At 57.3% G+C, this 26,408-nt stretch carries 17 protein-coding genes; all 17 read right to left on the bottom strand.

What is annotated here, in order from left to right; genetic code table 11:
- Positions 1-49: 49 nt before the first annotated feature.
- The gene (locus tag DESLA_RS0111445) at positions 50-1,369 is read right to left on the bottom strand and encodes a hypothetical protein (RefSeq protein ID WP_028572549.1); all 1,320 of its coding nucleotides are present in this window, start codon (positions 1,367-1,369) and stop codon (positions 50-52) included.
- Between the two features lie 69 nt (positions 1,370-1,438).
- The gene (locus tag DESLA_RS0111440; RefSeq protein ID WP_156932942.1) at positions 1,439-3,433 is read right to left on the bottom strand and encodes a beta propeller repeat protein; all 1,995 of its coding nucleotides are present in this window, start codon (positions 3,431-3,433) and stop codon (positions 1,439-1,441) included.
- Between the two features lie 155 nt (positions 3,434-3,588).
- Complete coding sequence (locus DESLA_RS21810) at positions 3,589-4,740, bottom strand: PD40 domain-containing protein (protein ID WP_051434618.1); 1,152 nt, start codon at positions 4,738-4,740, stop codon at positions 3,589-3,591.
- 416 nt (positions 4,741-5,156) lie between these two features.
- Positions 5,157-7,808 (bottom strand): nuclear transport factor 2 family protein, encoded by a 2,652-nt coding sequence (locus DESLA_RS0111425; RefSeq protein WP_156932940.1) that lies wholly within the window; start codon positions 7,806-7,808, stop codon positions 5,157-5,159.
- A gap of 141 nt (positions 7,809-7,949) precedes the next feature.
- Positions 7,950-8,666 carry a hypothetical protein gene (locus tag DESLA_RS0111420; RefSeq protein ID WP_156932939.1) on the bottom strand — a complete coding sequence of 239 codons (717 nt, stop codon included), beginning with the start codon at positions 8,664-8,666 and terminating at the stop codon, positions 7,950-7,952.
- A gap of 346 nt (positions 8,667-9,012) precedes the next feature.
- Positions 9,013-10,422, bottom strand: a complete 1,410-nt coding sequence (locus DESLA_RS20160; RefSeq protein WP_051434617.1) for a S41 family peptidase — start codon at positions 10,420-10,422, stop codon at positions 9,013-9,015.
- Between the two features lie 9 nt (positions 10,423-10,431).
- Positions 10,432-11,004, bottom strand: a complete 573-nt coding sequence (locus tag DESLA_RS0111410) for a hypothetical protein (RefSeq protein ID WP_028572545.1) — start codon at positions 11,002-11,004, stop codon at positions 10,432-10,434.
- 53 nt (positions 11,005-11,057) lie between these two features.
- Complete coding sequence (locus tag DESLA_RS0111405; protein ID WP_028572544.1) at positions 11,058-11,723, bottom strand: YMGG-like glycine zipper-containing protein; 666 nt, start codon at positions 11,721-11,723, stop codon at positions 11,058-11,060.
- 108 nt (positions 11,724-11,831) lie between these two features.
- Positions 11,832-13,451 (bottom strand): SUMF1/EgtB/PvdO family nonheme iron enzyme, encoded by a 1,620-nt coding sequence (locus tag DESLA_RS0111400; protein WP_035261748.1) that lies wholly within the window; start codon positions 13,449-13,451, stop codon positions 11,832-11,834.
- A gap of 28 nt (positions 13,452-13,479) precedes the next feature.
- Positions 13,480-15,309 carry an ABC transporter permease gene (locus DESLA_RS0111395; protein ID WP_156932938.1) on the bottom strand — a complete coding sequence of 610 codons (1,830 nt, stop codon included), beginning with the start codon at positions 15,307-15,309 and terminating at the stop codon, positions 13,480-13,482.
- Positions 15,310-15,339: 30 nt separating this feature from the next.
- Positions 15,340-16,092, bottom strand: a complete 753-nt coding sequence (locus tag DESLA_RS0111390) for an ABC transporter ATP-binding protein (RefSeq protein ID WP_028572541.1) — start codon at positions 16,090-16,092, stop codon at positions 15,340-15,342.
- Between the two features lie 116 nt (positions 16,093-16,208).
- Positions 16,209-18,260, bottom strand: a complete 2,052-nt coding sequence (locus tag DESLA_RS20155; protein WP_245590049.1) for a vWA domain-containing protein — start codon at positions 18,258-18,260, stop codon at positions 16,209-16,211.
- 441 nt (positions 18,261-18,701) lie between these two features.
- A complete protein-coding gene (locus DESLA_RS21805) occupies positions 18,702-21,035 on the bottom strand; it encodes a PAS domain-containing hybrid sensor histidine kinase/response regulator (protein ID WP_169732623.1) in 2,334 nt (777 codons plus the stop codon).
- 206 nt (positions 21,036-21,241) lie between these two features.
- Positions 21,242-23,017, bottom strand: coding sequence for a sodium:solute symporter family protein (locus DESLA_RS0111375; RefSeq protein ID WP_028572540.1), 1,776 nt, complete (start codon positions 23,015-23,017; stop codon positions 21,242-21,244).
- Positions 23,018-23,089: 72 nt separating this feature from the next.
- On the bottom strand, positions 23,090-23,341 hold the full coding sequence (locus DESLA_RS0111370) for a DUF4212 domain-containing protein (RefSeq protein ID WP_028572539.1): 252 nt from the start codon (positions 23,339-23,341) through the stop codon (positions 23,090-23,092).
- Positions 23,342-23,506: 165 nt separating this feature from the next.
- Entirely contained in the window at positions 23,507-24,241 is a 735-nt protein-coding gene (locus tag DESLA_RS0111365; RefSeq protein WP_084032216.1) for a 3'-5' exonuclease, read from the bottom strand.
- Positions 24,242-24,265: 24 nt separating this feature from the next.
- Positions 24,266-26,200: a DUF294 nucleotidyltransferase-like domain-containing protein gene (locus DESLA_RS0111360; protein ID WP_028572537.1), complete on the bottom strand. Its 1,935-nt coding sequence runs from the start codon at positions 26,198-26,200 to the stop codon at positions 24,266-24,268.
- Positions 26,201-26,408 lie beyond the last annotated feature (208 nt).

Genomic DNA, 26,408 nt, shown 5'->3' with positions numbered 1-26,408 from the left:
CTCTTAATAGCTGTTGTTTTCTCGTCAGGGCTATGAGCGTGTTGGAAATTTATCCATCTGCCGGTCGCAAGGCATTCAACCGCTCCACCACATTATGCCCCTGCATTTCTTGTCCCATTGGTATCGGAATGCGTAGCGGGATGTATTGGCGATAGCTTTGCAAGGACTTCCCCGCCACCTGGAGCTGGGAATAGACGAGCAGGATATGGGGCAACGGTTCTTCGAGATATTCCGCGGACTCGAACCGGGTGCCCCAGGTGTTCCAGGAATGGACCGAACCGTTCAGGTAGATGCCCTGGGAACCGATGAAGACCTGCCCTGGCCGACGCAGATTGCGACGATAGCTGAGCCTGGGGACCACCAGGACCAATATCCCGAGCAGGGCCATGAAGCCCATCAGCACGCCGAACACCCAGACAGAGGCCTCATCGCGCATCACGGCCATGAATCCCAGGCCGATCACCAAGGTGATGGCGAAGATCAGCAGAAACAGGAAGCGCTTTTCCGAGGCGCTCTCCGCATGGTCCCAGTGCGCGAAGCGAAGCCATTCCTCGGAAGAATAGGTAAAATGAGCCAGGGCCTTGCCGTCCTGGATCAAGGCCTTGACCATGGCAAGTTGTCTGCGGAAGAGCCAGACCCCGATCAGGGCTGCGAAAAAAAACAGGCCGCCCATGAGAATGGAGGCAAAACTGTAGTCCGTGCCCACGGTTTGATGAATAAACGGCCAAAGAATCATGCCTGAAAAGAGAGCCGCGCAAAATGCCGACCAGCGCACGCCCATGGCCGCGGTGCTCGTGGCGATCAGATCGTCTCCGCCATTTCCCCTTATCCCCCAGTATCCAAGGCCCAGGCCGCCAATGAGCAGAACAAGCCCGTACTCCCGAAACGGAAAGCGAACCGTGTTCGGAATCGGCTGATCCTCAAATTCCCTGGCAGCGACAGAGCGGTATTCCAGATGTCGGATGCCCTGTTCGTCCCGCCACTCCACGAACCGCAGGTTGCCGTCCAGCTCCTGGAAGGGGCTGTCGGACGGTCGGGCATAGCGCAATGGTCGCCGACCATGGGCCATATCCTGTTCCAGGCCCGCGACCACCTCGCTCCAGGCCGGATCAGCGGCCGGAAAGACCGCGTCCCTGATCTCCTGGTCGATGAACCTGGTCAACGGTACGGGAGCGGTTCCGGATTGGATCAGGGCCTTGCCCATTTCCATGGCTCCCCACATGTTTTTAGGAGGCGTATAGCGGGCTTCGTACCGTTTGCCCCAGTCCATCAGCTCAACGCGGATCAACAGGGGTGCGGGAAACCACCAGGCCATGGCCACGGCCACCAAGGCGTACGCGGCCAGAATGCGTCGCAATGTCAGGTTCATGATTTTTTGATCCTTCGATTCCTTGGTAGGGGGCGGTTCGTTCAGGCTGGGGCGGTTCGCGAACCGCCCCTACTCTTGGACCACCACGACCGGCTGCCAGGACTTGCCTCTGTCCCGGGTGACCATCATTCCATCTTGTAACCCCGCAAACACGGCTCCGTCCGGCGCAACGTCCAGGGACAGCACGTGCCGGTTCATCAGCCCACGGTCGGCAACAGCCAGGGAAACGCCCTCGCCCAGGAGAAAATCAACCCCGATTTCCTGACGGGCCGCGACCCATCGTCCCTGGCCCAGTGCGCGAAAAAATCGGTACGCGTCACGAGGAATGTCTGGCGCCTCTTCCCACTTGTCCGTACCCCGGCGCAGGGCAAAGGTGTTCATCATCCGCTGGCTGTAGATCGTGCCTGAAACGTCCACGGCCAGGGCCCGAAAGGGTTGGCCGAAATGCTTTCTTTGCCAGGTTTTGCCGCCATCTTCGGAGAGCAGCATTTCCATGTATCCCGCGGCAACGCCCCGACCATCCGGAAGAAAGATGATTTCCCAGACACTGTAGGGCAATCCGTCTTCGTCGATCAGCGGAAGCAGCCGCCACTGGCCGGATTCGGAGCGCTCGTAAAGCCCTGAAGCATCGGAAGGGATGGCCAGGACCGCTCCAGCGGGACTGACCACGACCGCCCGCACCCCTTCGCCCGTCAGGCCATCCACGTTTCGGTCCCAGGTTTCGCCTCGCGAGCCGGACGTCCATAATCCTTCCCGGAGGGAACCGAGAAACAGCCGTCCGTCAGCCGTCACGGCCAGCCGCAGATCCCGGGCCGGCCGGACCGGAATGCGCAGCGGCGTCCATTGGCGGCCGCCATCCAAAGTCCGAAACAGGCCCAATCCAGCCAGGACGGCATATCCGACGCCGTCACGGGAAAAGGCGAGGTCCGCCACATGCACGACATAGGCAAACGGCCTGGGCCGCCAGGAAGCCCCTCGATCGTTGGAGACAAAGAGCCCCTGGTCCCAGAACCCGACCCAGAGCGATCCGTCGGTCCCCACGGCGACGCTTTGCGCGTCGGCTCCGGGAAGATCGGCGTCCACCCGATGCCAGGATCGACCGTGGTCCAGGGAGAGAAACAGGCCACGCCCCGCGCTGGCGGCCAATACTTCTCCACCTTGGCCGAAGGCCAGCTCCTGGACGTCCGTTCCCGCGAACAGAGGGTCCGCCATGCTCCACAAGGCAGTCTCGTCATTCCAGCGGTACAACCCCCCGCCGTAGGTCCCGGCGTACAGTTCGCCCCAAGGGCTCACAGCCAGGGTCAGGACCCAGGGGCTGGCCAGCCCCTGGGAAGCCGGCTCCCAGGACGCGCCCGCGGAACGGGAACGAAACACCCCTCGGCCGAATGTCGCGGCAAACCAGTCATCCCCTGCCCGGAGCAGGGCGGATTGAACCGGGTCATCGGGAAGCCCCTGGCTCAGGGAGACCCAGGGATTGCCCTCGGACTCCCGGCCCAGGGCCTCGAGTTGTTCCCGCGCCTCTTCCGAACTCAGCTCGCGTGATTCGTCCGGAGATGCCAGGGCGCGCATTTCTCGGCCCAGCTCATCGACCTTTTGCTGCAAGGCCGCGCGGTCCGCTCCGGTCTTTTCCCGGGCAGCCCGCTCCGCCTGAATGCGCGTGGCGGACAAGGCCTGGGCCGGACCGCCAAAAATCCCTTGGCCCCACAATTTGAACAAAGCCGTGGCCGACACGGAGTCCGACAAAGAGTCCGTCCCTGGCGGGCCGAAAAAAATCCGGGAGACCGATCCTTCCGCCACCTGCTCCCAGGTCCGGTCAACCCCCTCCCAACGCAACAACCCGCCCGGCGTGGTCAGATACAGGACCCGGTCAGGGCTCAAGGCCAGATGGTGGATGAAGACCTCCGGAACGTCGGGCCATTTGCGCCACTTCCGCCCACCGGGCTCGGAGACATAAAGCCCGCCTTTTTCCGGACTCAACGCCGCTATCCGGCCGTCGGGCAGGGCCAGAATCTGCATGATTCGCGGGGCATCCGCTGCGGGTTCCGGGTCAGATTCGGAAGCCATACAACGCCCAACCGGCATCACCGCGGCAACCACCAGAACCAGGACAAGAAATGTTTCAAGGATCGTATTACGGGAAATCAACATACAGCACCTGTTAAAAAGCGGTTTTCCGCGGTGTCACTCGTTTCGCCACCTTCGACGAGAGCCGCTTAAGCTCACCATTCCTTGCTCTGGGGCAGGGCCGTGACATACAAGTCATAGCCGCCCTGTCCTCCCGGACGATCCGAGGAAAAAAGCAGCACACTCAGTTCATGGTAGTTCTTCAAACGTATGGTCAGGAGCGAAGGCCGGAACTCGTTGGCTGGGGTGTTCAGGGCTACGCCTTTGGGCATCAAGTCTTGCATGTTCCGCGGTGCTGACCAGCGGCTGTCGCTGTAAATGGAAGCGTAGAGGTCAAATCCGCCATGGGTGCCGGTACGATTGGAGGCAAAAACCAGCAAATTGCCCTCCACGAACGGAGCCATCGAGTCGGCGTCGGCGAAAAATTCTTCTGCCGGCTCTATGACCGAGGCCAAGGCCGGATTGTCCAGCCATTCGGAAAAGCGGGTGTTCCTGGAGTGGTTGCGATAGCGGTAGAGCTGGAATCGTCCGGAGCGATTGGAACTGAAGTAGAGTTCGTGACGTTCGAAATCATACGTGGCATAGGCGTCGTCAGATTGGGGATCGTTGCCGAAAAATGGCCTGACCAGGCCCGCGTCGTCCACAAAATACAGGTTGCGGTGTCCTGTTTGATCCGAGTCAAACATCCAGACCCCGCCGTTCGGCAAAACCCCCTTACCGTTCCAGGGCAACGGTGCCTTGTCCTGGGTCAGTTCCAGGGTCATGTGATAAGAGAATTGAGGTGCAGCGTAATCTCGTTCGGCAATGGTCGAGGAAACCAGCGGCGTGGGGCCGCGCAGGTTGCCGGAGGCGGGGGGGATAAGCGGAAAAGGGCCGGTGCGTTGTGCTTCAATCCGCGCAGGAGGAGGTCGTTTGTCCTTGCTCTGGGAGTAGGGATTTTGCACAAGTTCGAACCGCCCCGTCTCCATGCTGAACCGCTCGCCATGCGTCCGGGCGTTGCTGGAGAAGACGATCAGAGCGTCCATGGTCAGGGACGGCGGAGCGGCCACGGCATTGAAGTCGTCGTATCGGCTGTTCGACCCGTTCAGGGCGTAGATATGGGGATCCATTACCAGACGGTTGGGGATGTCGCCGTACATCCACTGCATCAGGCAGCCGCCCAATGCCAAAAGAATCACCACAGTCCCCCCGGCAATCAACAGGAACCGCTCCGGCAATCTCTTATTTGACTGTTCGGCACAATCCATGCTCATGCTCCTGGTTGCAAAAGGAAATGATCGACGAATAGCAACCGTTTAACCGATTCGTTGCAATTACGCTTGGACCTTTGTAGATGTAAAGAACATCTCTGCTCCGGCAGCATTATTCCCGGACGGCAGATATCCCGCGACCTGGCCACCAAGCAAACTGGAAAACAAGGCCATCCAAAGCGGCGACCTGGCCCGCGGCTTCCTCTTCTTTCCCAACGAGGCCGGAACAGCCAGCCAGCTGCGGCTGCAGATCAGGGAAGCGGGCACGGGACAGACGCATACGTTGCTGTTTCAGTTATAAAGAAAAGATAACAGTGACGAAACTATTCAGCATATTCTGATCGTAAACACTGGGCTGGTCGGGCTTGCCTTGATTGTAATCTTCCAGCAATTCTCGGCACCCGCGTGTTTTTTTAAAAAGACAGCCGATGATAACGGATATTCACTGTTTCATATTCACATTTTCCGCTTTTTATACCCCCACTTTGAGAATTCCATTCTGTGCTGACCGTTGCATTGCTTCCAAGGTCTTTCAAATTGAAATATTTGAAATCTGTTTCTTCAAGTTCAACATCAATTATGAACGTTCCATAATGCAATGCATTGATATGAGAAACCCGGGTATGCGTTTCAGCCTCCCATATTCCGTCGATGGTTAGCCTGCCATTCTTGAATACACCTGTCGCGGAAGCAGAGACATCAGATATCCAATGGAAATTTATCGCGTCCATTTCTCCCGTTACGTGTCCGTCCGGGCTGACTTCAAGTCTCAGCCTGATCTCCACCCCGCTATCGGATGGAGGAGTCAGTGGAATGTTGCAGCCCGGACCGTCATAGGTTTTGGGTCGCATCTCAATAATCTCTTGCTCATCCAACATGATGGAAAAAACAAGTTCACCTCGATGAAAACCTGAATTCTCCTCTCCACGAAAAACGAGGATGCTTTCCAATGAACCATAAGCCTCGCCACCCGGCCACTGCACAAGCACACGCTCCTCGCCTGTGCGCAGTGCCGTGAAATCAAGATCCGCATTCGGCCAAGTCCCACGCATCCGGTCTTGGATGACGGGTTCCGGATGATCATCAAGTTCCTGAAAGGTAAGACATGGATGGCCGACAAGGCTGGAAAGAGCCAGGCCATCTGGTGCATCTTCGGCCCAAATCGGCACGAAACGAAGCCGCTCCAGCGTTTCTCCTTCTGGTATAGAAACCTCCTCCGTCCGCCGTCCATCAGCAAATTCAACCGCTACTGCCTTGATGGCATTGAAAACCAGGTTCTCGATGGTTACCGGTGCTGTCACGGAACCATCTCGCAGCGTCACGGCTATTTCCTGGACGCCGCGATTGCAGCTCAACTCGTAGACGACATACGGCCTGCCCGAAAATGACCGCAGGTGAAAGCCACGAAGAACCTCATCCCCCTTAGCAATGCTCTCCACGACCTGCGGTGTGAAGCGCAACATCAGTACAGCGACGGAGTCGGATGCAGCAATGCTTGTCCGGCGTGCTCCCATATGCAAAAAAGCATCATGCATGGCCTGACTTTCACTTTGCTTGACGACCCATTGCGCCCCTACTTCGAATACCAGACGTGGATCGTTCAAGACAAGAGCATCATTGACGATCCGCATTGTATGCGGTGCGTAGTGGTCTCCATGCCATTCATATCGACTGCCTGAAATAATCTCTTTTGGTTTTTCCGATTCGACTAGTGCCGCATATTCCGCTGTCGGAACAGACAACAAATGCTTTGCCAGGTCACTGAAGTCCATGTTCAACATTTTCAGACGAATGGAGAGGTAGTTGTCACGCTGGATGGAGTTGTAGCGCATCTGGGAAACACCGGCGGCAACAGCATCCGTCAGGTGGTCAACCCCGGGGACAAATTCGGCAACAACCTGGACTGGAGCCCAGGAAATCAAGGCGACATCCAGCATGGTCGCCTGGACATGGCCGTCTCGGACGGTTTGAGGCAGATTTTGAATCGTTTTCAGCGTACCCATTATTGTAAACCAATTGGAATACAAATCTCCAACAATGGGCACGGCTCCTGCTGCGGAACCGGCGGAATCGAGCAGTAATTGTCGGTCGTCCCAGACCTGCGTTCTGACGGTCTGGTTGATCACTTGGTTGGCAGTACGTAAATCGGTCAAGCCTCTTTCCAAGGACAAAGGATCGGGGCTGCCAAACGAACCACCTCCACCTCCCTGGGCTACTTTATAAAAACCTGAATCTGAAGCCGACAGTCCGGATTGGTACGCAAAATGGACTAAATCGGGCTGTTTTTTTGTCCAACCATTAACCACGGGTACCAGCTCATCGGCCATAACCTCCATGGTCAGCAGTTCGTCCGCCCAGGTTTGGGCCACCTTCCAGACACCACCTTCGCGCAGGACAAGGGCCATATTCGCCCCACGCTGCGAAATGGTCTCGTTTTCAGCCGATACAATCACCGCGTATTCATAGCGCACCAGGGCGCGACCAACATCTTCGTTCACGCCGACAGCAACCGCATTGAGCTTGATATCTTTCAGCTGAAGCATTGGCGCTACACGCTCCACCACTTTTTGCAGATCTTGTCGTGCCTGCGCATCCAGGTGCCGTGTGGCCAAAACAGCCCGGACCGCGTCGGGGTCTCCCGTGGCCTGTGCGGCAACCAGTCGTTCAACGGCCGCCATTGGCGTATCCTGGTCCGGCGTATCCGTGACCTGCGCCATGAATACGGCCAGCTCCCGCAGATCAGGTGCATACGTTGCCAAGGCATCATCCGCGGCGGCCAAGTCCGCGATTTCCCGGACCTGAGTCACATCGGCGCCGAGTAGGTCCACCTGGTGCGCTTGCAGAGCCAAGGCTAGGGAAACGAAATGATCCGGCAACATTCCCCAGGCTCGCAGCGCTCGTACCGTCAGCATGCCCTGCTGCGCCAATTCACGGAGTTCCTGAGCTATTTGAGTTGGTTCTTGTTGAGCATGCGGCGTATCCGGGAAGAAACCAACACTCATCAGTAGAACGCCGAGCCCGAAAAGCAGTTGATAAAGCTTTTGCATCTTTTTTCCGTCGTTCATCCTCACATCCATAGACCTTCTCCCTATGACCAGTGGCTAATCTCAAGCAAGACGAAACAGCCTTGCCCGGACAGTGCAAGCATGGTGAATAAAATTGCAAGGAGCCGCCCGGATTCTCCATCCATCGAAGCCTTGTCGGAGCTAATTGCTGTTCGAAAGCGCCGAACCGATCTGATCAATGATCCACATCCAGAAGTTCATGGGCGTTCCTTGAATGGCTGTTTGGGCACCCATGCCCCAATCCAAGAGCGTCATGGTCATTTCCGGTGTTTCCGCCTTGAAAATGCCAAGTGGCGGGAGTTCCTCGCTGACTTCGGCCGTCATCTCAGTGCCGTCGTCAGCCTCCGCCTGAATGTGCCAAACGGAAAATGAGCGCCCATTGACGGTCAACTGCCTGTTCTCCAGCTTTTTCACATTGCCGTAGCCCTGCATCTGACCGACCTCCTGGTCGTCGCCCTTGAGAAAACTCTGGGGCACGGTAAACGGCTTGTGTCCATCCATCTGCACGATGACCTCCTGCGGATCGCCGGGTCCGGCCTTTGTTTCCTCGGCCAGAATTTTGGTCACCACCCGGGGCTGACCCGGCATGGCAATATCGATCTCCATCCAGATATGGGGCCGCCCCTGTCTTGATTCCCGGGTCAACGTCGCAAATTTCATCCGGTAGCTTTCCTGCTTGGCCTTGTCATGCATCTGATAGTCGGCCCATGCTCCAGGATTGAATTGAAAGGCGTCATCAATGACCAGCATCGGTTTTTGACCGGGAACTTGTTCATTGGCGTGCGCCATCCCCAGGAGTAACACAAGAGCCGACACCACGAGTACAGCTGCTCTGGAAATCAGTTGCCAATTCGTCACGTCGTTGTCCTCCGAAGGCTGAAGGATTTTGCGATTATTCCATCGCATCAGAAAGAATGACAAAAATTTGGTGACACGAGACGTTGAGATAGCATCTTGCGACCATGAAATGATTGGAAAATAACTACTCAGTTGCGTTCCGGCTTGTCTCGATTTTTCGGCCTCGCAACTCCTTCACCGGCTTCGTAACATCGAACCATTGCCCGAATAAAAAATAGTTGGCACTTCAGGCGTCCGGCAATGGTTCGATGAACGAATCCTGGTTCAGTCAGACAGGCGATGCCAAAAAATCGAGACAAGCCGGAACACTCCATGTCTTGTCATGAAAATCTGCTGAGTAAATACGTCAGAAATCGGGCCTGTCCCAGCCGCCTTCCATCATGAACGCGGCCAACTCATTCAATTCAGCGGCAAAGGGAGCCATGGAGCTTGTTTCGTCGGTAGTTGCTTCCTCGGCCCATGTCCGGACCTGAAGCGCATCCGCACCGAGAAGATCCTGATCCAAGGCCAACATATCCAGCATCAGCCGCATGTATTTGGACGGCAACCGGTCCCAGGCCCGCAAGGCTCGCACGGTCAACCGATTCTCCGTGTGCAGTCGCCGCAGCATCTCGCGATCATCCGAGAGAGGGATTGTTTGCTTTGGCAATTTACCCTCCAGAGCGTGACGGATCATTGCTTCGGTATCGAAAAGTTGGTCGTCATGAATGGATACATCCGGCAGCAACCCCTCTCCCTGACACGTTGTTCCATCCGGCCTGAGAACGACGCCGTTGGTCAGGCGCAACAGGGAACCATCCGAAAGATGCCGTTCAGTTTGCGTGGAACATTTGCCGTAGGTTTGTCGGCCGACCAAAACGGCACGGTCGTGATGCTGAAGCGCTCCCGCAAAAGTCTCGGCCGCACTGGCGGTATCCGGTCCGATGAGAATAACTACGGAAAGAGCATATTTTTTCCCGCCGGGAGAGCGGAACATGACCCCGCTGCTTCCGCTACGCCGCAAACCGCCCAACACCTGTCCCTCGGGAACAAACAACGCCGCACAGTCCATGGCCTCGTAAACATCTCCTCCAGTGGATTCACGAAGATCGAGAAACAAAGGATTTTGTCGCGAGCCGAGAAATTCGATGCTGGCCCGCAGGGCCGCGCAGGTCTTTCCGGCCTCAAATCGGCGCAGTTGAAGAACCACGATGTCGTCGATCTGGATTGGTGCAACGGCCAACGGATGAAAGACTTCCCGCAAAAGTGCCGCCTGACTTGTTTGGCCGTTGGAAACTGGTGCAACCGTCAGCCGGACGCGGCTGCCGGACGCGCCCCGGAGCAACTTGGCCGTGTCCCCCGCAGCCAAGCCATGAACCGGAACATCGTCCACGGCCAGCAGCACAACTCTGTCCACAAAGCCGGCGAGGGCCAGTGGGCCTCCCGGATACGCGGAAAGATGTGTCGATTCGTCACGAAAAAAAAGTTCCGCGCCAATGCCGGCCCCGGCCTTCACTTCCAGATCGGAATCCAGCCCCTGACCTGCGGGGAAAAAACGGGCATGGGGATCCAGTTCCCGCAGGACCGCATCCAGGTTTTCCCTGTTCAAGCCACGCAGAAGTTCCTCGTTGGGCCCCCCAGGCAGATGTTCACGAAACGCACGACGAATTTCCTCCAGGGGAGGTTCGCCGGCGTTCAGGACCTGTTCCGGAGCAATCAGGAGCAGCATGGACAGCCAAGCCGGAACCAGGAATCGAAGCCATCCCGTCCCCCCCATGCTTCACCGTCAACGCGCCAAATCAAGTGACAAGTCGAGCAGCAATTCATACTCCCGACGCAGCGCATTGCGCTGTTCCGTGAGTTGACGGAGCCGAAGAGCAGCCTCGCCGGGTTCCGTGCCCTTGCCCTCCAGCGAGTCCACGTCTGCTTGATGAGCGTTCAGGGCCGTTTGTTGCCGGTTCATCTCAGCCTGGAGGGTGTGCAAACGCCGCCGGATCTCCTCAATCTGCTTGGCCTGTTGCGCATCACCTGCGGCAAGCGTGGCAAGGTCGGCCTCCATGGCCCTGACGTCCTGGTCCAGAGCGGTCAACTCCTGTTGCTCATCCTGCATTGCCTGCTCCAAATCAGCCTTTGTCATCTCTAATTCCCGACCTTCAGCGCGCATTTCTTCCTGCAGTGCCCGCATTCGTTCCAGCCGCTCTTCCCGTTCTTTGACGCGCTGTTCGTACTTTCCGGAAGACAGACCATGTATCCCTCCGAAAAATCCACCTTCACGGGGATCAGGCGATGCGGCGCAACCTCCCAGGAAAAAAAGGCTGACAATCGTGCACCACATCCCCCATCTCGATGTCCGTTGCATTTATCCTCCTCCAGGCTGGAATCTCCTGTTACGGACCAGCAAATCTGCTTTCCTCAGATGGACAAACGTTCGTCGATGCCGGCCAATTGCACGCTTCCTTCTTGCAACTGGGCGATATTGGCGCGGAGTTCCTCAACCTCTTTTTCGAGCTTGGCGATCTGAGCCCCTTCCTGTTCATTTTTTTGTTTCGCTGCCTGCTCCTGGCTCTTGCGCTCCTCCTCAAGAATGGCCGTCTGTACCTCCAACTCTTGATTCAAATTTTTTTGCAGCTCTTCAGCGCTTTGCATCCGCTTTTGCAGCTCGGCGCGTTTCTTCTCAATCTCCTTTTTTTGAGACTTCTTTCCGGAATAATTCGCCCTGAGCTGCTCCGATTCCGTGGTCAGGGCATGAATATCCTCTCGGAGCCTGGCATTGTAGGTGCGCGTGGTTTCGTTGAACTCCGCCACCCGGATGATCTCCGCATCCAGAAATTCTTCCGTGCTGGCATACTGGGCCTTGCGCTTGGCGACCACATTGCCGGCCACAAATCCAGCGCCTCCACCAACAATCGCCCCAATAGCAGCCCCTTCCGTGCCGCCGATGGCGTATCCCAGGACTCCGCCGAGCACGGCACCAAGGGCTGTTCCGCCGGCTTTTGTCTTGGTCTGGTCGCTTGTCGACGCACATCCTCCAACCACAAGGCACAACAACACAAGGATCGCAATCACTCTCCTGAACATAATCCCTCCTTTGCAAGCAGACATGCAATTATTCAAAACAGTTTTCGGCGCTCATGTCGGCCGTCAACCACCGGTGCTCAACCATTAGACGCAATTATCGCACATCGACTAATCCTTGAAATCCCCAAACCGTTCCTCAAATGCCGCAAGCCAGGTTTCGGTATCGGCTCTGCGGACTTCAGCAAATTCACGCGCGTGCAAACCAACCAGTTCCAAGACCGTCCTTTCCCTGGAGGACAACTCCGTCTCTTTCAGCGTAGCGAAGGCATGGTCGAAATACAGCGGCTCGTATTCCCCCAGCAGGGCGATTTTCTCTCGATAACCGCGTAATTGTTCTTGGAGGGCGCCTTCAATATCGCGAATCGAATTCTCCACCGCGGCAACCTGATCCTGATATCGGGAGGAATGTTCCAGCAGTTTCAAGGCCTTTTCTCGGGCCTGACGCAGGCGTTCCAGTCTGGTCAGATAGACGCTGAGGTTCACGCCATTGCGTGAAGCATCCTGGGCCACGCTGCGGGCGGATTCGCGCTGGGCCAGGTCCAGACGTTCCCGTGCCTTGTCCATGGAGCTTTGCACGGTCAGCAAGGCATCCCGCAGATCGGGATTTTGCTCCATGAGCCGCTCCAGGATAGGGTCCACGGATCCCAGTTGAACGGCAGCCTGGGTCACCAGATTATCCAAAGTCCGCCCCACGGGCATGGATCGCCGGGCTTCGGCCTTGTAGTTTTCATATTCCTGTTCGATGCGCGCGCGAACTGCCGAATTGACCACCACATTGGCGCCGATGGCCAGTCGAGCACCAGTGTTGAAGGAACGTCGCTCAACAACCAGCCCACGGTCCTGATCCCATCCGTAAATGTCCAACTCGGCACGTGAGGCGGAACGTAAATCTCCTTGCGGCGTGGAGACACTTCCCCCTCGAACAGCCACGCCTCCGGGTTGTCCCTGGAACACCTCCGGCCGGAAAAGGCCGGCGGTCATTTCCTGAACATTGCCGAAAAGGTCGTAGAAACCCAGCCGACAAGGCTTGCGCAAGCCGATGGGCCGAGCCTTGTGTCTGGCATTGCCCAGGTGCCATGCGTATTCATTGAGCTCTCGAGGGTTGAACGGCAAACCGTCCTCAAAGGTTCCTTCCTGGATGGCCGCCAGGCCGCCGCGGGCCGTATATTCCCATTCCTCTTCGGTGGGCAGGCGCAGGAAGCCCGGCACGTCATCAATACCGGGCATATTTTTCAGCCGTTCTGGATGTCCTGGCGCAAACAGCCACTGATTGTATTCTCGAATAAACTGGAGCACATCAAAGTAGCTGACAAACGCAAGCGGCATCATCAGGGCTTCCTGGCGGGAGCGCCCCTGCAGTTGGGGAATGTTTTGATCTTCCGGATCGCCGCTGACGGCCAAAAACGCATCCATGCCCATCACGGAAACGTATTGACCTTTGGTCAACTCGTACTTGGCCAGATAGATCACCCTGCCTTCTTTGTCCGGATCCGCAAAAGATCCACTGACTTGGGTTCGCTGTAACCCCTCGAACACGCTGCCGCCGGCGTCGCCGATCTGAACCACCTGCTCCCGGCTGCCCCAGAAACCTTTGCCCGGCACCCGCACGGCCCGGAAAACCATCAGATCGTCATTGGGCATGGGGAGAACGACGTCCTCGGGGTCAGGCTTGGGATTGCTCGGACCGGGCTTCACTTCTCCCACTGCCGAAACCGGCATCAGCATCATGAAACAGGTCCAAAGAAATACTGTCAGTCTAGTTTTCACGAATGGCCTCCGCGGGATCGATCTGTGTCGCACGCTTGGCGGCAACCAGTGAACTGATCAGGGCCAGGGTCAACGTGGCCGGAATTGCGATCAGGAGATATTCCGCCGGGAGGCGGCAGAACTGTTCTCCCGGGCCCAGTTCCCGGGCAAAAGATTGGTTGATCACCGAGGCCAGGACAAAAGAGGCACCCATGCCCACGGCCAGTCCCAAAATCGCGATGATCATGGCCTGGACCAGGGGAAAGAAAAAAACATGATTTCTGGAAAAACCCACCAGTCGCAGAATCCCCAAATCACGCTTGAGTCGTTCCACCGCGGCGTACAGACTGGAGAGCAGGACGGCCGTTCCGCCGCCGACGCTCAGGGTGGCGATGAGCCAGAACAACCGGCCCAGTCCCGTATCCAGCACTTGAATTCGTTCTATGGTCTCGACCTGCGCGATGCTTTCAATGCCCTCGTTCTGCAATCGCCGGTATACGGCAGGTACGTCGTCGATGCTGCCTGTGTACAATCGAAAACCGCGGAATCCGCCCCGGGCCATGATGAACCCGCCATTTTCGGGCTGATAAAGCACCCCGCGCAATTGGGCGGTACGCAATACTCCCAACAGTTCCGCGGGAACCACGACCCGGTCCAGTGGGCTGAGCCCCATGGGTTGCAGTGAAAAATCCATGGCGGCCACGCCTTCGCTGCGTACCGTGAAGACGGTTTTGGATTCAGTAGGTGTCAGTGCTTGGGTTAGACGATTGCCGTTTTCGCCTGCACCGGTGAAAGCCCCCCAGGGCAAAGCAGACAGGCCGAGCTTGGCAGCTTGTCGGGAATCCAGGGACAGGCCCACCGGGGGCACTGTGCCGAATCCATCCATATCCAGAACAATACCCTGCACATAGGGCAAGAGAATACTGTCTCTTCCCCGGAGTTTTTGGGCCAGTGCGCGAATGCTTGATGGGGTCACCGTGGCCCCGGGGGCATGGAGGTCAAGGGCCTGCCAAGTCTCGGGCAAAGAGATGCCGACCTTGGCCGCCGCCTGTTCCGGGGTCAAGGCGTCAACGCGGGCAAATCCGGTATTGATGGCCAATCCGGTGCGGGTGATCGGATCTATCGCATCCGGGAGGTAAACCGCCACGCCGTCGAAACTCAGGTAGGGTTCGGGGGTGTCTCCGGGCCAGCCCCGTTCCGGAGCGCCGTAGCCCTCCTTGTAGCCCTCCACGTCCTGCACAAAGGCCAAGGTCGCATAAACCCGGGGCAATGATCCGGCTCGCGGGGCGAGCACCCCGGCCACGCGCAGCCTGTCCTGGGTCATCTCGCTTCTTCCGGCACGGGTCCGGGTTACCCGCACATCAAGCCAATCATCCCGACTGATCCCCAGACGCGAGGCAGCCTCCGCAGTCAGGACGCATTCGCCTTCTTCTGGGATCGGCGCATTGTTCTCCAGCAAAAGCGGGTCGCCGAGGGCGGTGGGAATGAGATCGAACAGTTCCAGTTTCCCGGTTTGCGGATGGGACACGTGAACAACGGAAGAGAGCGGCAAAACAGTGGGTGTGAGAAATTTAACTTCCGGCCATTCCCGGACCCTGTCGAACCAGTGGGCGTCCAAGGTCAATGTCTGGCTTGGACGCACTTCGCGATAGACCGGGTCCTCCACCAATCGTCCGCGCAGGGTCTCAATGGTTCCATGTCGCAAGCCCAACAACACCAAAAGCGGCGCGATAACCGCGGCCAAGGCAATGACGAGGCATGTGGTCAGCACCCATTCGTGGCGCAGGTTTGCCGCGGCCAGGGCGGGTACGGCCCGCAACGGGCGCGATGAAGATGCCATGTCCGACATCAGTTGTCCCCCGGTTATCCCTCAGTTATCCCTCGGCCGGCAATGTGAATGGATCTCACCCTGAGCGACCTGGCTCAGAGTGAAGGTATAAATGCGGTCCGCGTCGGCGATCAGCTCCGTGTCGTGGGTCACCACCACCACGGCAACTTGATTCTCCCGGGCCAGGGCCTGCAAATCCCGCATGATCAATTGGGCTCGCGGTTTGTCCACGGCCGCGGTGGGCTCGTCGGCCAGGACCAGGGGGGGGCCGTGGACAAGGGCTCGCAGGATGGCAACACGTTGACGCTGCCCGATGGACAGGGACGTGGGCATGCGGTCCAGACAGTCATGCACGCCCAGTCGATGGGCGATATCCGGGAGTCGTTTTGAACAGTCGATGTCGCCTTTGATCCTGGCAGGCAGGAGCACGTTGTCCCTGACCTTGAGGAAAGACAGCAGCCCTCCAGTCTGCAGGACATATCCCATATACGACCTGCGCAAGGCAGCCAGGTTCGACTCGTCATTCTTCTTCCACAATGCCTGGACATCCCATTTGTCGACTCCGGAGCCGAAACACAATGTAAAACGCGTTGAGCGCGTCGGCTGCATGACCAGGGCAATCATGTCCAGCAATGTGCTTTTGCCGCACCCGCTATCTCCGATCAAGGCGACCATTTCTCCCGGCCGGACCTGAAGCAACGGGACATGCAGCTCGAAAACGCTGCCGGGCTGTTCCCGTCGCTTGCGTACGTCATCCATCAGAAGCAGGGGCGGCGAAAAAACCGTTTCATTCATGCCGACAACCTTCGGTCAACGATTCACATCAACATGCTCCGTTTCGGCGGGAACGCGCAGTCTGCGAGCCCCCGCCGAAACGGATCGGCAAAAGATCCCGGATATCCGCCTAATCGTCAGGGCAGGTAATCCAGGTGGAGCGGGTATACCAAATCCTGATCCGGATCGGTGTCGTTCAGGCGAAACCAGGCGTCCACCTGTTCGTTGATGGCCCGGTACTGTTCCAGTTTGGCGAGGATGTTCCATTCCAGCTGGGAACGCTGGTCGGCCGTCATGCCGGCAAACATCTCGTCGCTTAAGGCCAGAATGTCGCTTTGATACGGCAATGAACTGATGAACGAGGGCAAAAGTCCTGAATCAGCCAACTGCTCGGCCTGGGCCAAATCCTCCGGACGTTTCATGGTCTGGCCGGCAACGCTCTGCAGAGACTCGAAAAAGCGGGCTTGGGTGATTTCAGCACGCATCAAGGCCTGAACCACCTGATCCAGGGCCAGAGCCAGAGAACTCAGTTGATCCCTGGTAATCAAGATCCGTACGTCCAGGGCACGGTCCGCGGTATGCACCAGATCACGGTCCAGCACCCAGGCCGTGATATCCTTGGGCGGGGTGGCGGCTTTGCCGATGTATTCCACCAGAGCCGCTTCCCAAACCTTGGTGATCGCCTCGCGTCCCTGTTGCGCGGCAGCGGCCTGCTCGGGAGTCAGGGTTGGTGACATTTCCGGCTCAGTCGCTGTATCCACTCCAACGGCCTTGTTGAGAAGCGCATTAATTTCGCGAACCGTATCATCCACCATGGCCTGGTATTCATCCTCTTTTGAAGCGTTGATCGCGATGTAGGAGGAATCATTCAGACCTCGAACCTGGGAGAGCTTCAAAAACTGAGGTTCAGAGATGGGATGGTCTTCAGCGGCTGGTGGAAACTTCAAGTGAATCGCGGTGAGATGCACGCGAGCGTCGTCGGCTTCCAGGCGCAAGTCGCTTTCATCCTTGCCGGTGACGTTTTGGAGATGACCTTTGGGGTGAGAGCTGGCATCGCCAATGAGAATAATGATTTTCAGCGCGTCTTTCCGCCAATCTGAACGCAGTGCCAAATCCACTCCCGCAAAAACTTCTTCGGCATAATCCAGACTGCCCACCTCCGTTGCCCTGAACTCTTCCTCCATCAATCGGACCATGGTCGGGCCCTCGACCAATTGAGGAGTAAAATTCTTGGCCGTGTACTCCAGGTATGGGATCGTCTTGATATCATCTCGGAAGCCGACCAGTCCAAACCGAAAACGCTCGGACGTATCCTCGGAGAAAGAACGGACCATGTTGGATACGGCGACCTTGGTCATGTCGATGAACGGCTGCATGCTGCGGGTCGTGTCGATGACGAACACGATATCCACCTGAATGTCTTCCAATCGTGCGCCCTCGCCGGATCCACGATCCTTCGCCGCCTGGTCGCGGTAGGCATCGTCCGCCAATGTATCGGCTCCGCGTTGGCTTGGCACCGCCGCGGCAAGTTGCAGAAGGCGCACGTCGTCACCCATGATCTGGGTCTGCTCCCACTGCAAAATCGGGAGGATGTAAAACTGTTCGGTAATATCCACGAATCGTTTCGGTTCCATGCTGATGATCTCTTCCGGGATGTCGTCGGCATCAATGCGCTGATACAATGTTTTGGCCTGGTCCCCCATGTCGAAGGAATCCAGCAGGTCCCGCAAAGGCTGCGCATCGTGAAACATCAGCACCGGATTGCGGCCTTCGAGCAGTCCACCGGGATGGGTATAGGACACCAGTAGGGCCTGACGCCATTCCATCACGTCCTGGGCCTGCATCCAACCAATGGACTCTTTGCTGGACGGTCCAACACGGTACCATCCCTTGGGAGCAGGGGCGTCACGCAGATCCAGGTCCTTGCGCTCAAAGACATACAATGGTCGGAACGCCGGGATGTTGGCGGAAACGATCCCGTCCGCATCAGCCTGTGGCAGGGCGTAGATATGAGAAAAGGGACGCGGAAGAACACGCAGCGAAAGCTGGGTTTCCGTTTCCAGGCAGACCCCGCCACCTGAACAATCAATGCCGTCCTCAACCGGTGGGATGGGACCATGGGCCGAAGCCCTCTCTTGTACGGTTTGATCCGCTGCCGGATGCCCATATGATCCTTCCAGATCCGACAAATTGCCGCCAGGATGGCCATGAGCGCCTTCCAGCTCAGAGAGTTGGGCATGAAGAGCCCAAGCCTTCGCTTCTTTCCCGCCTGCATCAATGATCAGCACCGAACAAGCCCAAAAAACAGCCCCCAAAAAACAAGTCGCGACAAAAAAAGATTCACGGCAGCATACCATCCGAAAAAGAAACCATGATTTTTGTGCAACGTACAAGATACACCTCCCTGTTGTTTTGTTGTCGGACAATTCTTGCGGAAATACTACCGTCTTAAAGAGAACAGGCTACGCGGGAATGACTCGTTTTGGCCTCTCGTGTCTTTTCGCAGTAATCTCTTAATCGAGAAAGTTAGATTTTGCTCTTTTTATGCTCTGGCTGTTTTCGATACCAAAAGCCATCCGCCGCACATGGTGCGCTCTATTGGCGATAATGGCTTTTCAGGCTCGACTCATTTACTCCTCCATGTTTTGGATTGTGCGTAAGTGTTTCTCCAGCACTTTTTCCAAATCCTCCATCCGCACCGGTTTGGCCAAATAATCGTCCATCCCGGCCTCCAAGAATTTTTCCTTATCTCCAAACATGGCATAGGCGGTCAGGGCGATGATGGGGATGTCTTTCTTGGGACCGAGGTCGGTGGATGAGCGAATGCCCTTGGTGGCTTCGACTCCGTTCATCACCGGCATCTGGATGTCCATCAGGATAAGGTCGAAATCCTGATCTTTGAACAAGTCCAAAGCCTGTTGCCCATCCTTGGCCAGCGTCACAGTATGGCCAGCTTTTTCCAATAGTTTGCGGATCGGCAGGGCGTTTGACGGTTCGTCCTCGACCAAGAGAATGCGCAGTCTGTGCTTGGCTTCATGATGTTGGCCCGTCATCTCGCCCTGACCAGGGATGCCCATGCCGCCAGGTAGTTTGAACGGGAGGAGCACACGCATGGAGGTGCCTTTGCCGACGTCGCTTTTCACGGTAACCTTCCCGCCCAGCAAGTCCACGAGGCGCTTCACAATGGCCAGGCCGAGACCGGCTCCCTGAAAATTTCGGGTATAGGAACCGTCCACCTGAAAGAAGGAATCAAAGAGGTTTTTCACCTCATATTCAGGAATGCCGATGCCCGTATCCGTGACGGTGAAAAGCACATTGGCGCTGTCATTCTTATCCGATGCCAATGAAGTCATCTCAACTCGGACATGTCCTTTATCCGTAAACTTCAATGAGTTGCCAACAAGGTTGAAGAGAATCTGACGGACCCGCGCCTCATCACCAATGAGTCTGGAGGGAACAGCCGGATCAACGCTGCACTCCAAGGCCACGCCCTTGCCTCTGGCATTGAAGGTAAACAGGCCGGACACGGAATCGGCAAGCTCCTGGACGACGAACTCGGCCTCGTGGATGGTCAACTTACCCGCTTCGACCCTGGACAGGTCCAGGATGTCGGAGAGCAGCCGGGTTAGTCGGTTGGCCGAGGACGTGCACAATTGGACGTACTGTCGTTGGTCGGCGTCCAGAGTGGTGGTCTCCAAAAGCTGCATCATGCCCATGATCCCGTTGAGCGGGGTGCGGATTTCGTGGGACATGTTGGCCAGGAATTCGGACTTGGCCTTGCTGGCGGCTTCGGCTTGTTTCTTGGCTGCCAGCAAGGCTCCCTCGGCCAGTTTCAACTCAGTCAGGTCGACATCAATGCAGAACATCTCAGGAGGTTGGCCAGGTCTCTGGATAATGGCGTGACTGGAATAAACCGGGATGCGTGACCCGTCCTTGCGCCTGAGATGAAGCTCCGCGGATGGAAGAGGCCTTCTGGTTTCGGACATGGATTTGATTTCCTGAACAACATTCGCTCGCATGTCATCCGGAATGATCAGGTCGACAAGATTTTTCCCTATGGCTTCATCCTGTGAATATCCATAGAATTTCTCTGACGCCTTGTTCCAAAAGAGCGTCACGCCATCCATTCCATACCCCTGAACCGCAACAGTGGGGATATGTTCCAACAAACTTCGGAAACGTGCTTCACTCTCGCGTAGCGCATCCTCGGCCCGTTTCTGCTCCGTGATGTCCGTGAGCACGCCGACAATGCCGACGACCACGCCATCTTTCACCATCGGACGGCTTGAGGTGCGCACCCATAAAGTTTCGCCTGGTTCCAGGCAGAGCCTGTATTGATCGGGCTCCAACCGGCCTCGCAGAACATTTTCCCAAGCGTGCTCAATCAGGGGGATATCTCTGGGATCGATGAGTTCACGAAAGTTACGACCAAGAAGGTCAACAGCCTTTTCCCCCATGAAATTCTTTGCGGAAGGACTGAGGTAGGTGATCCGCCCGTCCAAATCCACAAAAAAAACGACGTCGTTGATGTTCTCCAAAAGGTCCTGATAGTGTCGCTCGATCCGTTTACGCTCGGAAATATCCGTGGTGAATCCTTGATAAGCAACAATACGCCCTTCGGAATTTCTCAAAGTCCGAACGCTGCTGGATACCCAGTACGCCGTCCCGTCACGACGACGGAACCGACATTCATGATTGACCACCTCGCCGTGCTCTTCCAGCAAACGGATGAATTCCTTCCGGTCTTCCGGGTCGGCATACACCTGTGCGGCGATGTCCGTGACCGATTCAATCAGCTCTTCTGGTGAATCATATCCCTGTATTCTGGCTATGGAGGGGTTGGCCGAAATGAAGCGTCCCTCGGGCGTGGACGTAAAAATGCCGATGGGGGCGTTGTCGAAGATGTCCTGGAGATCAAAGCCAGGAAGCGGATCGCTGTCGTTTTGGGTGTTCTGTTCCGGCATGAGCGGCCCCATGGCTGAAGGGGATCAGTGGCGAGGTGTGCAAAAGGGTGGACACTTCCATTCCTGGTTTCAACTCATGCCAAAATCAACGGTCCCCCGCAAGAAGAAAAGCTGGAAAGCTCTGCGGATCAACCAAAAAAACAGCCCCCTTCCCGCGTGGAATGCGGGAAGGGGGCTGTTGCTTCAAGCGCGAGGGATCGCGTCAATTAGTGATCCACGGCCGCTCCGGCGCCGCGCGGCGAGCGGATGGATTCCACGAGGTCCTGGATCTCCTGGGGCGGCGCCTTGGTCATGGAGGAGACGATCTGGGCCACGGCGAAGTTCAAGAGCATGCCTATGGTCCCGATGCCTTCCGCGGTGATCCCGAAGAACCAGGGGTCAACGCCGAAGAAGCGGGTCTGGATGATGTAGAACATGGTGAACCCGATGCCCGCGGTCATCCCGGCGATGGCTCCTTCCTTGTTCATCCGCTTGGAGAAGATGCCCATGATGATCACCGGGAAGAAGGACGAGGCGGCCAGACCGAAGGCAAAGGCCACGATCTGGGCCACGAATCCTGGTGGATTGATGCCGAAGTACCCGGCAATGACCACGGCCACGCCGATCATGATCCGGCTGACCAGCATGCGCTGTTTTTCCGTGGCCTGGCGGTTGATCATCCGGTAGTAGAGATCATGGGACACCGAGGAGGAAATAACGATCAGCAATCCCGAGGCCGTGGACAATGCCGCGGCCAGACCTCCGGCCGCCACCAGCGCGATGACCCAGTTCGGCAGGTTGGCGATTTCCGGGTTGGCCAACACGATGATGTCCCGGTCGATGTACAGCTCGTTGGGATTGTCCGTGGGGTCGTTGGCCACCAACCGCTGACCTTGCGGCCCGGTTTCTCCGGTGAACCGAGGGATTCCAACAAAAGGCGCCCCGGCTCTAAACTGCATGATCCCGTCGTCGTTCTTATCCACCCAGGCCACCAATCCGGTCTGTTCCCAGTTGGTGAACCAGGTCGGGGCATCGGCATAAGGTTGCTCGTTCAGGCTGTCGATGATGTTGTACCGGGCAAAGGCGGCCACGGCCGGGGCGGTGGTGTACAGGATGGCGATGAACAGCAAGGCGTAACCCGCGCTGATCCGGGCGGCCTTCACGCTGGGCACGGTGTAGAAGCGGATGATCACGTGGGGCAGGCCGGCGGTGCCGACCATCAGGGCCATGGTGATGCAGATCACCGAGAGCATGTTCATGTTCCCCGGGCCAAAGGCCGAGGTATACTCACGAAATCCCAGGTCCGTGGCAATACTGTCCAGGGCCGTGAGCAGGTACTGCCCGGCGTACTGGCCCTCGGCGATGGTCGAGCCAAACCCCAGTTGGGGGATGGGATTGCCCGTGACTTTTATGGACAAGGACACGGCGGTGATCACGAAGGCCGTGATTAAAACGCAGTACTGGGCCACCTGGGTCCAGGTGATGCCCTTCATTCCGCCCAGGGCCGCGTAGAAAAAAACGATGGCCATGCCGATGAACACCCCGGTGTTCACGTCCACTTCCAGAAACCGGCTGAACACGATGCCCACGCCGCGCATCTGGCCGACAACGTAGGTGATGGAGACGAAGATGGCGCAGATCAGGGCCACCAGCCGGGCCGTGCTGGAGTAGTAGCGGTCGCCCACGAAGTCCGGCACCGTGAACTTGCCGAATTTGCGCAGATACGGGGCCAAAAGCAAGGCCAAGAGCACGTAGCCGCCGGTCCAGCCCATCAGATACACCGCGCCGGTGTAACCCAGAAAGGAGATCATCCCGGCCATGGAAATGAACGAGGCCGCGCTCATCCAGTCCGCGGCCGTGGCCAGGCCGTTGGCCAGGGGCGGCACCCCGCCGCCGGCAACGTAAAACCCCTTGGTGTCCTGCACGCGGCAGCGCCAGGCAATGGTTAAATACAATCCGAATGTTATGAAGACCATGATATAGGTCCAGGCTAAGATCGACATGGGATGCTCCTCGTGTTCGCCCATGACGCACCGGCGATGCCGGATCATGGACATGAATGCCAATGAATACCGCTACTCTTGTACGTCGTATTCCTTGTCCATCTTGTTCATCAGATAGCAGTAGACGAAAATCAGCACGACGAAGACGTAAATCGACCCCTGCTGGGCGAACCAAAAGCCCAGCGGGAATCCACCCAGACTGAAATTGTTCAGCGGGTTCACCAGAAGGATCCCGAACACATAGCCTACGACGGCCCAAATCCCCAGAAGAATGGCGATCAATCGCAAGTTCTTCCCCCAGTACTCATCCATTCGTGTCTTCATGCTCCCCTCCCAAGGATTCAGGTTGTCTATACAAAAACTGCTTGGAATGGACCCTATTGTCCATCCCTTTGCAGGGTGCCGCCAGGGCAAATTTGTTCTCTGCTAAATTGATATAATACAAGCACCGACTTTGATCACGATTTCGATTTCGATTTCGATGCTGATCTATACCCAGCGCCAGCTCCTCCCGGCCAGGAACAAATCCCGCAGGGTCTTGATTTTCCCTCCGTGCAGTTTGTGCACGAAGAACAAAAACAAGTACGCGGTCTGCATGGCGTCCTGCAGGGCGTTGTGCTCGTCGAACAGGGGCAGGCCGTACTCCTTGCTCAGGTCGGTCAGCGTATAGGAAACGTTGAGGTTGTAGCGGTCGTAGTAGTTCTCCCACTGCGACTCCTTGTACAGCATGGCCAGTCGCATGGTATCCAGGCAGGGGTTGTGCAGGGCCCCGCCCAAATGCTTCTTCAAGGCCCGGTTCATGAACCCGATGTCCAGCCCGATGTTGTGCCCCACCAGCAGGGCCTGCCCGCAGAACGAGACGAACTCCGGAAGTACGGTCTCCAGCTTGGGAGCCTCTTCGGTCTGGCAAGGGGTGATCCGGTGAATCAGGGTGCTGCTTTTGGGAACGTATTGATTCGGCTGAATACAGGTGTAAAAGCAGTTCTGCAGATCAATGCGCATTTCCCGGATCCGCACCGCGCCGATGGATACGACCTCGTCCCGTCGCTCGTTCAAGCCGGTCAATTCCGTGTCAAAGACCACGAACTCGTACTCCGTCAGGGGTTTGTCCTGGCTGAAAGCGGTAAAGTACTCGCGGTTGGCCTTGAGCAGGGCGTGTTCGTCCCGGCGGCTCCAGGGCAAGAAGGGCCACCAGGAGAAGAGGCTTTGCAATGGATGAGTCATGGTCAGCATATGCATTACGGCAGGTTAGACGTTGAGCATGAAGGCCGACTTCAAGAAGTTTTGCAGGCTGGTGATTACCGAAAACGCGCCTTTCAGGGTTTGTTTTTCCAGGTCGGTCAGTTCCGCCGGATCGACGAAGTTGTTCGGGGTCTTGCCCCCCTCCAGCAACTTCAGTTGATGCACCAGCCGGAGTTGCATCAGAAACTCGTAGGCCTCTCGGGCTTTGCGGTAGAGCTCCTCGGGGATATGCCCGCCGTCGGCCACAGCCTTGAGTCTGCGCAGGGTGTTCGTCTCCTGGCTGCCGTGGCGCAGGGCCATCAGCCTGGCGAAATCCCAGAAGGGAACAAGGCCTCTGGCTTTGAGGTCCAGTCGGTTTTTGTGCTCCCCGTCGCGCTCCACGATGAAGTTGCGGAAAAACGAGAGCGGCGGGCGGGAGGTGAAGCAGTCCTGGGCCAAATGGCGAAAAAACAGCTCCTTGCCCTGCACGGTCTTGGTCAGATGGTCGCGCAGCCGCTCGGCCAGGGCCTTGTCGCCGTAACCGGCCCGAAAATCGAAAAAGATCGTGGAGTGCAGCACTTCCTGGGGCTCGGGCACGCTGACCCAGCGGTCGAAGTTGGCCCGCCAACCTGAATACGGCAAACGCCACTTGGGATTGGAGGCCATGATGTCCCCCAAGCACCGGGGGAAGCCGCACTTGACCAGATGTTCGATGGCTTCTTCCGCGAACTTGGTAAAGTACGCATCGGCCCGCTGGGCTTCCTGGTCGTCCCGGGGATCAGCGTAAATCAGAGCATTGTCCTGGTCCGTGCGAAAGGTCTGCTCCTTGCGGCCCTCGCTGCCCATGAGCATCCAACAAAACGGCAACGGCGGCGGACCGAGTTGCTCCTGAAGCATGGTCAACAGGCGATCCAGGATCAGGTCGTTGAGCACCGTGATCACCCGGGTGATGTTGTTGGCCTTCCCGCCTTCCTCGATCAGCGGCCGGACCACCTGGGGGACATGCCTGGAAACCTCGTGTATGCCCTCGAAGGTCTGTTGAGCCAGGATTTCCCGGAACAGATACAACGGCGACTGGCCTTGGAGCACCATGATGTCATGGCTGGTGATCACGCCGACGATCTTGCCCCCGTCCTCCACGGCCAAGTGATGGATCTGGTGGGTCATCATGGCCAGCAGGGCGTCAAAGCAGACCGCGTCCGCCGGGATAGTCCGCACCGGGGAACTCATGATCTCCCGAAGCGGCGTACGGTATTCCAGCCCCTTGGCCACCACCTTGGAGCGCAAATCCTTGTCCGTGATGATCCCGCGGACAATGCCCTTGGCGTCCTCCACCAGCAGGGAGCCGATCCGGTGCCGGGCCATGTACTCCGCGGCCTTTTGTACGGAATAGGTTCCAGGAGCGGCCTCCACGTCGCGCTTGATCATGTCCGAAACAGGGACGCTGAACAGGATCAAGGAGCCCTCGCCTTTGGGCGTCAGCCGCTGTCGGCGCAGCTCGGAAAAGGACTTGTGGATGTAATTTTCGGAAAAAGATTTCAGGTAGTACTGGGCCAAGCGAGGATCGTTCTTGACCAGGTTCAAGAATGTCTGCTTGTTCAACAAGAAGCAGAACGTATCTTCCAGCGCCTCCACGGTCATGCTGGCCTTGGCGCCGCGGATGATGCCCAAGGCCCCGAACACGCCGCCTTCGCCGCGAAAATCCTTCAGGGTCACCTCTCCGGATTCGTCCTGTAAATAGAGCTTCACGCCGCCTTTTTGGATCAGGTACAGATGGACGATATCCGTGACCCCTTGCGTCAGGACCACGGTCCCCTTGGGGAAAAAATCCAACGCCGCGTCCTCGGCCAGTTCTTCCAGGGCACCAGGGCTCAGTTCGTTAAACGGCAGGGTCCGTTGCAGAAATTCCAGGACAACGCCGGGATTGAGCGAGTGACTTTGTGGTGCCTTGACGGTGAACATTTCCATAATCTCCTGGGATTCTCGACCGGTACGCCGTGGAGGGCGCTCCCCGACGCTGCTCTTCAAATCAGGTTCTTTCCGGTCAGTTTTTGTTTACTTGGTGCTTTTTGCCAAGGCATTCGTTTTTAGGTCAAAGGCGGAAAAAAAACCGTCAACAAGCACAGGGCCGAAAGACCGGCCTTCCGCTCCGCTCACCCTAACCGCTGAA

Origin of the sequence: Desulfonatronum lacustre DSM 10312, assembly GCF_000519265.1 — a bacterium.
In the GTDB taxonomy this organism is placed as follows: Bacteria; Desulfobacterota; Desulfovibrionia; order Desulfovibrionales; family Desulfonatronaceae; genus Desulfonatronum; species Desulfonatronum lacustre.
This window is presented reverse-complemented; position numbering and strand designations above follow the sequence as displayed.